7 protein-coding genes are annotated in these 11,295 nt (G+C 62.9%); 2 read left to right on the forward strand and 5 right to left on the reverse strand.

Features of this window, described 5'->3' with window-relative positions; translation table 11 throughout:
* The first annotated feature begins 3 nt into the window (after window positions 1–3).
* On the forward strand, window positions 4–1,323 hold the full coding sequence (locus Q5H92_RS26475; protein WP_305014591.1) for a tyrosine-type recombinase/integrase: 1,320 nt from the start codon (window positions 4–6) through the stop codon (window positions 1,321–1,323).
* A 620-nt stretch (window positions 1,324–1,943) separates the two neighbouring features.
* On the opposite strand, the gene Q5H92_RS26480 is transcribed toward Q5H92_RS26475, so the two are convergent.
* Both Q5H92_RS26480 and Q5H92_RS26485 read right to left on the reverse strand, forming a co-directional pair.
* Window positions 1,944–3,221, reverse strand: coding sequence for a dihydroorotase (locus tag Q5H92_RS26480; RefSeq protein ID WP_305014592.1), 1,278 nt, complete (start codon window positions 3,219–3,221; stop codon window positions 1,944–1,946).
* Between the two features lie 182 nt (window positions 3,222–3,403).
* Window positions 3,404–4,384, reverse strand: coding sequence for an aspartate carbamoyltransferase catalytic subunit (locus Q5H92_RS26485; protein ID WP_305014593.1), 981 nt, complete (start codon window positions 4,382–4,384; stop codon window positions 3,404–3,406).
* A gap of 563 nt (window positions 4,385–4,947) precedes the next feature.
* On the opposite strand from Q5H92_RS26485, the gene Q5H92_RS26490 reads away from it, so the two are divergent.
* Window positions 4,948–5,982, forward strand: coding sequence for a quinone-dependent dihydroorotate dehydrogenase (locus Q5H92_RS26490; RefSeq protein WP_305014594.1), 1,035 nt, complete (start codon window positions 4,948–4,950; stop codon window positions 5,980–5,982).
* Between the two features lie 150 nt (window positions 5,983–6,132).
* On the opposite strand, the gene Q5H92_RS26495 is transcribed toward Q5H92_RS26490, so the two are convergent.
* From Q5H92_RS26495 to Q5H92_RS26770, 3 genes are all read right to left on the reverse strand, one after another.
* Window positions 6,133–7,857 (reverse strand): T9SS type A sorting domain-containing protein, encoded by a 1,725-nt coding sequence (locus tag Q5H92_RS26495; protein ID WP_305014595.1) that lies wholly within the window; start codon window positions 7,855–7,857, stop codon window positions 6,133–6,135.
* Window positions 7,858–8,031: 174 nt separating this feature from the next.
* Window positions 8,032–9,756 (reverse strand): T9SS type A sorting domain-containing protein, encoded by a 1,725-nt coding sequence (locus Q5H92_RS26500; RefSeq protein ID WP_305014596.1) that lies wholly within the window; start codon window positions 9,754–9,756, stop codon window positions 8,032–8,034.
* 254 nt (window positions 9,757–10,010) lie between these two features.
* The gene (locus Q5H92_RS26770; protein WP_369811187.1) at window positions 10,011–11,234 is read right to left on the reverse strand and encodes a type IIL restriction-modification enzyme MmeI; all 1,224 of its coding nucleotides are present in this window, start codon (window positions 11,232–11,234) and stop codon (window positions 10,011–10,013) included.
* Between the last annotated feature and the right edge of the window lie 61 nt (window positions 11,235–11,295).

Below are 11,295 nucleotides of genomic sequence, written 5' to 3' on the forward strand. Positions count from 1 at the left end.
GCCGTGCTGCGGCCGGCCCGCGCGAGCGACGGCCTGAGCCCCGTCGCCGTTCGAATCACGAAAGACCGGCTGCCGGCCTTCGCCAATACCGGCGTATTTATCGCGGCGAAGGATTGGAATGAGAAAGCCAGCTATGAAAAGCCGCAATGGATTCGCAGCAGCCACCGCGACCACGGCCTTTATAATAAGACGATTCTCAACCTGCTCACAGCCGCGCGGCTGCTCGCGCTCGAAAGCCCACAGCTGAGCGCGGCTGACATTCGGGACCAAATTACCGGCCGCTCGGCGCCGGCTGCGGAAGCCGAAGCGGAAGCCGAGCGCGAAAACGACTTTCTCGAATACTTCGAAAAAGACCGACTGCGGCACGTCGCCAGCGGCAACCCTCGCACGGCCGATAAGCGGCGCTCCATTCTGCGCAAGCTGCGGCAATTCGCCGGGGGCGAGTCGGCCCGGCTGCCGTTTTCAGCCCTTACGGTGACGTGGGTGAAGGATTATCAGAGTTACTTGCTCACCACGCACCGCAACGCGGCGCCCACGTCGAATAAAGAGCTTCAGGTCATTCATACCGTGCTGAAGCAGGCCATCGCCGACGGGCTGCTCGAATTTCACAAAGACCCGTTTCTTCACGTCAGGCTGAAGCACCCGAAAACGAAGAAGGCCCGGCTGAATGTGGCCGAAGTCGAAGCCCTCGCCGCAGCGGCCGTCAATCCAAATACGTGGGAGCAATACGCGCGCGACTGCTGGCTTCTGCAATTCAACTGCCAAGGCTCGCGAGTTGGTGATATTTTGGAGCTGCGGCACCGGCACCGGGCCGACGGCCGGCTCACCTTCCCCGAACGCAAAACGGGCAAGACGAAAAATATCCCGATTCATGCCGCCCTCGAAGAGCTGCTCAACCGTTACCCCAACACGGCCGGCAGCCCTGACGCCTACATTCTGCCATTTCTCGACTATACGAAGCCCTACGCGCAGCCGGCCCCGGCCGACCCCGAACAGGCGCAAAAGCAGCTATCGAAGCTGCTCGACATGATTGAGACCGGCACGGCCCTGGTGAATCGTTACGTGAAGATTGTCGCCAAACGCGCCGGCATCGAGAAGCCAATCACGAGCCACGTCGCCCGGCATTCTTTCGCCGATGCCGCGCGCGTCATGCTCGGCGGCAACATCAAGGCGATTCAGGAAATGCTTAACCACGGCCAACTGCGCACGACTGAAATCTATATGTCCGACCTGAGCGAATCTGAGCTCGACGTCGCGACGCTGAGCGTGTACAACACCCGTACAACATTTTCCGAACACCCACCAACGGCCGATGTCCAATAGTTCGCCAACGCATTAAGCGGGGCTGCGAATGTTGCTGAACAGGCTTGTTCAATATAGCATGTCCATTTTACAGACGTCTTCAGCAGCACAGTCCCCGCTACCTAAGAAGAGGCCAAGTAACTCGTAATGAGTTGCTTGGCCTTTTTCTTTTGCGTACTTGAGACTTTAAGGCCAGCTTTTAAGTAGTCGTGCAGCAGTAAACCACAATCCGGTTGCTGCTGCACGACTACTTCGTGTATTCGAAAAGGGGACTTGTTTCCACTGCAGGCGGCGCTGGCCGGGAAGGCCTACCGCCCGCACAGGATTTCGGGCAATACCTAACGCATGCGCCAATAAACAACGAGTGCCCGAAGCACCAGCATCGAAAGAACCCTTCGCGCCTCAGGGGGCTTCTTTTCGCAAAACACTCAATGCCCGCGTTGGGCCATCGACGGAGGCCAGAGGACTGGCCGGTGCGGCTGAGAAAACCGGACGCAGTGCTTCTTGGATGGGGGCTGGCCTGGGTAGCCTAAGAAATGTATTCAAGCTGTTCTGGCGATTTTCAGCCCGCGTCAGGCTTCATCCAGCGTCCGCTGGTCGAAGCCTGACGTTCTTTTCCTTGCCGCCCAGACCCTCACCTATTAGCGCTCCAGCAGGATTTCCGGGCCCAGAATCACCAGGTCTACTCGGCCTTTCAAGGTTTGGTCAATGAATGGCGTGTTCTGGGATTTGGATTTCATGAACTCCCGCGTGAAGGTCGTTTCCGCTTCGGTGTCGAATAGGAGGCACTCGGCGGGCTGGCCGACTTCGACGGCGGCTACTGGCAGGCCCATCAGGCGGCGGGGTTCTGCCGAATAGCGCTTCACCACCAAGTCCCACCCGAATTTGCCGGGCTCGATGAAGTGGTGATAGAGCGAAACCAGGGCCGTATCGAGGCCGGTGATGCCGTTGGGCGCGCTGATGAAATCCTGGGCTTTCTCGAACGGCGTGTGCGGCGCGTGGTCGGTCGAAATAATGTCGAACACGCCTTCTTTGAGCCCTTCAAGCAGGGCGTCGCAATCAGCCTGTGTGCGCAGCGGCGGGTTCATCTTGTAGTTCGTATCGTAGTCGCCGATGTGCTCGTCGGTGAACATGAGGTGGTGCGGGGTCACTTCGGCCGTCACCTTCACGTCGCCGCGCGATTTCCACCAGCGGATGGTTTCCATGCCGAGCTTGCTCGACACGTGCTGGATGTGCACGTGCGCGCCCGCCGCGTGGGCCAGACGGATGTCGCGGTCAATAATGATTTCCTCGGCGCAGGCCGGCGAACCCTTGATGCCCAGCCGGTAGCTCATCACGCCTTCGTTGAGGGCGCGGGGGCCAGCCAGTTCCGGCACCTCGCAGTGGCTGGCGAAAAACATCCCAAACTCGGTGGCGTACTGCATGGCCCGCAGCAGCACGGCCGGGTCGGCGGTGGTGTCGCCGTCGTCGGTGAGCATCTTCACGCCGAGGCCGCGCATGCCCTCGATTTCGGCCAACTCCTTGCCCTCGCGGTTTTTGGTGACGCAGCCGGACGTGTACACCGGAATGCGCGACCGGAGCTTGGCATTTTCCAGCACGGTGGCAATGGCCGTGGCCGAGTCGAGGGCCGGGCGGGTGTTGGGCATCATCACCACACCGGTCACGCCGCCGTTGATGGCCGCTTCGCTGCCCGTGGTGATGGTTTCCTTGTTTTCGAAGCCGGGGGCGCGGAAGTGGACGTGGGCATCAAACATGCCGGGCATCAGCACCCGGCCCCGGGCGTCGATGACGCGGGCACCCGCCGGAACGGCTAGGCTTGGGCCGATTTTCTGAATGATTCCTTCGACAATCAGAACATCGCTCTCAACAAGCACGGGTGAATTTTCGGAGGCGATGCGGGCGTTTTGAAGGAGAAGCATGGAAGGGATGATTTCTGGAACCAGTAAGGCTTGTGGGAGGATTATTCCGATTATTAAAAATGAACGTCATGCTCATCTGGCGTCCGCGAAGTCAAAGCATCTCTACTGCAATAGTAATTATTTACTTGCGCGGTAGAGATGCTTCGACAAGCTCAGCATGACCGCCCATGTAAGACAGGCATTTAGGGCGTCACCACCGGCGAGCCGGCGCGCTGCGGGGCGGCGTATGCTTCCTGCCGCGGAAACTCCCCGCCCGGCGTGAGCCAGTCGAGCACGGCCATGCGCACGGAGATGCCGTTTTCGACCTGGTTGGTGATGAGGCTCCGCTTGTAGTCCATCACGGCGTCGCACAGCTCGACGCCCCGGTTCACGGGGCCGGGGTGCATGATGAAGAGGCCCTTGTCGCTGATTTCCGCCAGCCGGTCGTTGGTGATGCCGTACACCCGGTGGTATTCGCGCACGCTGGGGAAAAACTGCACATCCTGGCGCTCCATCTGCACGCGCAGCAGGTACACCACATCGGGCGCCCAGGCCATGGCCGTCTCATAATCAGTGAAGCGGGGGATGCTGGCCGGCACGTACTTGGGCACCAGCGAGCCCGGGCCCAGGTACGCCACCTCGACGCCCAGCTTTTGCAGCAGCGTGCTGGTGGAGCGCGCCACGCGCGAGTGGAGAATGTCGCCGATGATGAGGACTTTTTTGCCCCTCGGGTCGGGAAATTTTTCCTTGATGGTGAAGGCGTCCAGCAGGGCCTGGGTGGGGTGCTCGTGCGCCCCGTCGCCGGCATTGATGACCGAGGCCGTGGTTTGGCGGGCAATCATGCCGGGCAGGCCGGGGTGGCTGTGGCGCACCACGATGTAGTCGGTGCGCATGGCCTGGAGCGTCTCAATCGTCTCGCGCACCGACTCGCCCTTGGTGATAGAGGAGTGGGCCACGTCAAAATTCGTGACCTCCGCCGAGAGGCGTTTGGCCGCCACCTCGAAGGAGGAGTGCGTCCGGGTGCTGGCCTCGTAAAACAGCATGAGCACGGACTTGCCTTCGAGGGCGGGGATTTTTTTAACCGAATGGCTGAACAGCTTTTTGAACGACGTGGATTGGTCGAGCAGGAACTCGATTTCCTCGCGCTGAAGGGATGCGATGTCGAGCAGGTCTTTGCGTGTCATACCGAAATGGAGGAAAAGGGAGGTTGTCTAGTTAGAAGGCAACGGCCATAAAAAAACCGTTTCGGAATCCGAAACGGTGGCGGGGCAATACCCAGAAAAAACAACGGAAATGCCAGCGGCAAAATGGGGAAAACCGATGGTAGCGAAGACCTTCCGGTCCCCTCGCGGTTCCCTGTCGAGCAGGGTTCCGCGCTTCATCAACAGGTTTTTGGGTTGAAGCACGCTGCAAAATTACGGCATTGTTTCGCCCGCCAACTCATCGGTAATGTTAATTTTTTTTATACCAGTTTTCTCAAATTTCATTTTCGACTTAAGGGGCTAAACGACGCACTTTTGGCCATTCATCTCGCTGGCAAAAAAAAGGACGGCCCGCGCCATCAATTGCTTAGCAAGCACGGTCCCCCTTAATTTTAGCTCTTTATTGCGCCCGCCTCCGCTGGTGGGCCGCCACGCGCCAACGGCAGCTGCCACACCAGCGAAGGGCGTTTGCTGGCCCGGTGAGGTGTGCGAGTAGTCCCATTTGCCAACCCCGGCCGCGCGGGTTGGGCCCGCTAATCCTCCACATGTACAAGGCATTCGTCAAACCCGCACTGTTCAACCTCGACGCCGAGCGCGCCCACCACCTGGTTTTCGACAACCTGCGCCGCGCGGCCCGCCTGCCGGGGGCCAAGGCGCTGCTGCGGGGCCTCTACGGCTTTCAGCACCCGAGCCTGGCCCGGGAAGTGTTTGGGCTGAAATTCCCCAACCCGGTGGGGCTGGCGGCGGGGTTTGACAAGAACGCGGCCCTAACCGATGAGCTGGCCACGCTGGGCTTTGGCTTTGTGGAAATTGGCACCGTGACGCCCCGGCCGCAGGCCGGCAACCCGCAGCCGCGCCTGTTTCGCCTGCCGCAGGACGAGGCCTTGGTGAACCGCATGGGCTTCAACAACGACGGCGCGGCCGTGGTGGCGGCGCGGCTGGCCCGGCGCCGGAACCGGCAGCTCCTCATCGGCGGCAACATTGGCAAGAACAAGGACACGCCCAACGAGCGCGCCGCCGAGGACTACGTGGCCTGCTTCGATGCGCTGGCGGAGCAGGTCGACTACTTTGTGGTAAACGTGAGCTCGCCCAACACGCCCAACCTGCGTCAGCTGCAGGAGAAAAAACCCCTCATAGAATTGCTGCAACAGGTACAGGCCCGCAACATGAGCCGCGCCCAGCCACGCCCCCTGCTGCTGAAAATAGCCCCGGACCTGACCGATTCGCAGCTCGACGACATTCTGGAAATAGCCCGCGAAACCAAGCTCAGCGGCTTGGTCGCCACCAATACCACAATCAGCCGGGAGGGCCTGGCCACGGATGCCGGGCAGGTGGCGGCGTTGGGGGCGGGGGGCCTGAGCGGGCGGCCGCTGCGGGCGCGGGCCACCGAGGTCATTCGCTACCTGCACCAGCGCAGCCAGGGCGCGCTGCCCATCATTGGGGCCGGCGGCATTCACTCGGCGGCCGATGCACAGGAAAAGCTGGCCGCCGGTGCCTCGCTGGTGCAGCTCTACACGGGCTTCATCTACGAAGGCCCGGCGCTGGTGCGCCAGATTAACCAAGCGTTGGCCCGCGGGTAGTCCCGGCTCGGTTCCGGGCCACTCGCCGGCACCAGTGCCGCGTCAGCCACTACCGCTTGGCGTTGGGTGGGCCGTTCGCCTGGTACCACCGCGCGCGGGTGCGCTCGTGTTTGAGGCGCACGAGGCGCGTCAGCATCCCGGCATCGGGGGCTATTCTACCGCCACGCGGGCCGCATACTGGCGGCCCTGGCCATCGGTGGCGCGCAGCACGTAGAGGCCCGCCGCTAGGCCCCGCACCGATACTTGGAAAGCCGCCGAAACGGCGGTTTCGCGCACTACGCGGCCCAGCGCATCAAGCACCTGCACCCGGGCACCTGCCGGAATACCCGCCAGATGCACCTCTGTGGTGGCCGGGTTGGGGTACAGGCCGAACGGTTCCTCGTCCGGGCTTGGCGCGGTGGCCACCGGCGGCGCGGCCTGCGGCGAAACGGGCAGCTCCGCCATAACCCCCGTCCAGCTGCGCGCTACGCCCGACTGAACGGCCCCGAACGCAGTGCCCCGACCCGCGTAGCCGTACACGCGCAAGCGCCCCTGGTCCGTGAAGCCCAGGCCAAAGCCCTCGTCGTCGTCGGGGCCGCCGGCTTGCTGCACCCAGCTCAGCACGCCCTCCGGCGTGTAGGCGGCCACCACCATGTCGAGCCTGCCCGCCGACGTGAAGGCCCGGGTGCCCAGCTGGGCGTTGGGACTGGCGCCGCCCGTCGCGTACACATTGCCGGCGGGGTCGGCGCATACGCCGCGAAACAGGTCGTCGCCGGGGCCGGCCATGGTCTGTGCCCACTGCGGGGCGCCCTGGGGCGAATATTTCACGACGTAGCCGTCTTCGTCGCCCGCCCCGGGCAGGGTGGTGGTGCCAAAGCGCAACGCCCCCCGGTAGGAGCCGCTGACGTACACGTTGCCGGCTGCGTCGGTGGCGGCGCCGGTCATCTCGTCCCAGCCGGGACTCCCAAAGGCGCGGGCCCATTCCGGCTGGCCGACGGCGTTGTATTTCACCACCATCATGTCGGGGCTGGTGGGGGCGGGCAGGGTCACTCCCTTGCCAAAGTTCATTGCCGTTACGTAGTTGGCCACCAGGTAGGTACCCCCGTTGGGGGCATTCAGCAGCGTTTGCTTGTAAATTAACCGGCTGCCATTGGCGGCGGTGGAGTACAGTATCGGAAACAAGGCCTGCGGGGCGCCCGTAGCGGCCGAAAAACGAGCCATGTACACCTTGTCGACGTACGTGGCCAGGCCGGCGGCCGGCCGCAGCCCACCGAAGCTGAATCCGGTAGCGAAATCATAGGTGCAGGTCACGTTTACGTGGCCGGCGTCGTCTACCTGCACGCCTAAACAGCCGGCCGCGGGCGGGCAGGTGGGCAGCAGGGTGCCCGGGTAAGAGTCGTTCTGCTGGGCCCACAGCGGGTTGCCGTTGGGGTCGTATTTGATGATAAAAATCTTGCGGTCAGGGCCCGTCCCCGCATCCAGGGTTTGGCCGTTGCCCAGGTCGATGCGGTGGGTGAAGGAGCCCACTACGTAGACGTTGCCGGCGGCGTCGAACGCCACATCGTCGGCCCCGTCCTGCCCGGTCGAACCGAATTGCCGCACCCAGGCCGCCGTGCCATCGGGGTTGTACTTGCCCAGGTAGCCATCGAAGCTGCCCTTGCTGCGCAGGTAGATGTGGCCTACGTTGGACGCCACGCTGAACATGCCCGCTTCGTACACGTTGCCCGCGGGGTCCGTGGCCATGTGCAGGCCGCCCCTATTGACGGGGAAGTATTCGCCCGTGTTGGATGCGCTGACCCACGCCGGGGCGGTTTGGGCTTCGGCGTGGGAGGCAATAGCTAAACTGCTCAGAACCACCGCGGCCAGCTGAGCAAAACGAACAGTAATTGTTTTCATAAAGCTGGCAGTAATAGGCGTGAAGGGCTGGCGCGGTTAAGCGCCCCCGGATGTTTATTGGAGCAAGAATAGTGCCGCAAGTATCTGAAGCAAAGGAGATAAGGCATTGGGGTTCGGGCGGCGAAAGCGGGCGCTGCCGTCTGCGTCTGGCCGGCTGGGCGGCGCGCCCGCCCGCTACTCTACCGCCACGCGGGCGGCGTAGGTTTGGCCCTGCCGGTCGGTGATGCGCAGCACGTAGAGGCCGGGCGCCAGGCCCCGTACCGATACGGCCGCCGCGGCCGACACGGTGGCGGTGCGCGCCACGCGGCCCGTTGCATCCACTACCTGCACAAGGGTGCCCGGCGCCAGGCCGGGCAGGTACACGCCGTCGGATGCCGGGTTGGGAAACAGGCCCTGCGGCAATGGCCGGGCCGTGGCGGCCGCCAACGTAGTGGCCGAAGCGTCCAGCTGGGCGATGAAGCCCAGGTAGGAGCCCTGCCCCGGCAGGGCAATGGCGCCAAAGGCCACGCCGTAGCAGGCGTAGCCGTATACCTGCAGGCCGCCCTGCGCCAGGAAGCTCAGGCCGAGGCCCCGTTCATCGTCGGGGCCGCCGGCCTGCTGCACCCAGCGCAGCTGGCCCTGCGGCGAATACGACGCCACCAGCAAATCGCTCCGGCCCGCCGAAGTGAGCGTGAGGGTGCCCAGCCGGGCCTGGTTGCCGAAGCTGCCCGTGACGTAGGCGTTGCCGCCGCCGTCCACGCACACGGCCGTCAGAAAATCGGAGCCCGCGCTCACCAACGACCGCGCCCACTCCTCGGTGCCCTGGGCCGAGAACCGGAGCAGGAAACCATCTTCGGTGCCGGCGGTGGCGGTGGCGCCGGCGAGGGTGCTGCCGCCGAAGGAGAACGACTGCCGGAAGGTGCCCGTGAGGTAGAGGTTGCCGGCGGCATCGGCGGCGGCGCCGGTGATATCGTCAAAATCGGGCCCGCCAAACGTGCGCGCCCATTCCAGGGTGCCGGCCGCGTTGTACTTCATCGCCATCAGGTTGACGCTGCTGGGGCTGGGGAACGTGGGGCCCGCGGGAAACGACGCCGCCATGTAGAGGTTCGTCACCACGTAGACCCCGCCGCCCGGCGCGCTCACCAGCCGCAGCGGGTAAATAACCCCGGCCCCGGTGCTGCGGTCGGAGTAAAAAATGTTGTTAATGCTTTGCACATCGCCCGTAGCGGCCGAAAAGCGGGCCAGGTAGGTGGTATAAGGGGCGGCCACCGTGGTGGAGGGCACCACCAGCTGGCCGTCGAAGCTGATGCCGCGGCTGTACACGTGGCCGCCGGTCACGAACACATTGCCGGCGCCATCCACGGTCACGCCCGTAGCGAGCACCACCGGGGGACAAGCCGGATAGGCCGGGTCGTTCGCTACATTGTCGCTCTGCTTGGCCCAGGCCAGGTTGCCTTGCGCATCGTAGCGGGCCACGAAGGCTTTGGAACCGGCGTAGTTGTTGCCGGCGCTCAGGTTCTGGCCGCTGCCCATGTCGATGGTGCCCTGAAAATGGCCCACCACGTACACGTTGCCAGCGGCATCCAGCGCCATGTCGTCGGCCCCGTCGGAGCCGGTCGAACCGAACTGCCGTACCCAGGCCACGGCGCCCAGCGGCGTGTATTTGGCCAGGTACCCGTCGTAAGAGCCGCGGCTGGTCAGGGTGGTGCGCCCTACCCCGGTCTGGGGGTTGAAGGTGGCCGCTTCGTACACATTGCCCTGGGCATCCGTCACCCGGCGCGTGTAAGGCGACAGGTAGGCCCCGGTGCCGCGGGCACTGGTCCAGGCGGGGGCGGTTTGGGCGGCGGCGCGGGGGCCGAAAGCCACGCTGCTTAGGGCCACCAGGGCCAGCTGAGCAAATCGAACAGTAAATGTTTTCATACAGATGGCAGGGGTAATGGTGGAAGGCTAAGAAGCGGTTTGGAAAGTCAAGTTAGGCGGTTATGCTGAGTGTAAGAACGTCATGCTGAACGTAAGGTCGTCATGCTGAGCGTAGTCGAAGCATCTCTACCGCGCAACTAACTCATTTGATTGGTTTACTATTGCAGTAGAGATGCTTCGACTGCGCTCAGCATGACGTTCTGTTAAGCTCAGCATGACGTTCTTTTTATTGTTGACGACTGCCCAAACGCATCCTAAAGCACGTAGGCGCCCTCGGGCGTTTGGCGGAGCAACGACAGGGCGGCCAGCGTCTGAAGCAGCGGCTCAGCCTTGTCGGGTTTCAGGCGCTTGAAGCGGGTGGCTACCTGCGCGGCGGTCAGCGGCTGGGCGGCTTGCTGCAGGGCGTCGCGCAGGGCTTGCATCTGCTGGGCCAGCTCGGCGGGCCAAGCCTGGGGGGCGATTCCCTCCGTTGCAGGGGTAGACCGGCCGGCATCCGAAAAGGCTGCTGCGGTGGGCAAAGAAAGTCTGGCCTGCTCGGTTTCGGGCGCTTGGTAGGCGGGGCGCAGGTAGCGGACGTGGCCGGCCTGCTCCTCGCGGGCGCGCTCGTGGTTGAGGCGCACGAGGCGCGTCAGAATCTCGGCATCTGGCAGGGCGGCGGGCCAAGCGTAGGCGTCGGCCACGGCGGCGTCGAGCTGCTGGTGCAGGCTGAGGACCACGGAGGCGAGGCCCTGCTGGTTCACGGTCTGGTCTTTGGCTGACAAGGGCTGGGCGGCGCGCAGCTTCTCCACCACGTTGTAGAGGTCGGTGAGAGTGAGGCTGGGATGCTGGGCCTGCTGGCGCTTGCGGTGGGCGTCGAGCTGTTCGGCCAGCTCGCGGATGCGGGCCTGCTGCGCGGGCGTAGCGGCGGGGAAGGGGAATGGGTCAAAGCAGTGGGTTTTGTTGTATATCAAGTCATTTCCGACACCCATTCGGCCACCCGTTGCGCCTGCCCAAGTCGTATGAATGCGACTGGACATAACACCTAAATAGAACGCATCCTCCAGAGCTGTTATGAAGATTTTGGAGTCAGCAATTGTATTGCCTGGGATAAATGTGAATATGCGATGGCGCGCGGTTTGGCTGGTTGCTATCATTCGCGAAAGGCCAACAAACGCAGGTCTAAGCTTCGCGCGGGCTTCTCCAAAAATCCACCAATTTGTGCGGTATGATGCCCGGTTGTTTTTATCGCGTTCAGGTTTTACTCTTTCAAAGACATGCTGATAAATAGCTGGAAATTGCTCAATAACTTGGTTTTCTTTAAGGCCGAACAAGTCTATGACATAGAATCCCCGAGACTGTTGGGTGAGGTCACGACCATTCATGTATGGTAGAATGCGGGTTTTTAACTCCTTGACGGTTCCCATCCCCAATTCACGGGCACGTGATTCCTCAACTAAAAAGCCGGTTCCGTATAATCCCATTCCTGTACGCTTCCCCATTCGGTAAGCCAGTCGTTAGCAGAGGCTAAGCGACTTGTTTAAATTCGGTGGGGGTCATAAA

The sequence above is a fragment of the Hymenobacter mellowenesis genome (assembly GCF_030581005.1).
In the GTDB taxonomy this organism is placed as follows: domain Bacteria; phylum Bacteroidota; class Bacteroidia; order Cytophagales; family Hymenobacteraceae; genus Hymenobacter; species Hymenobacter mellowenesis.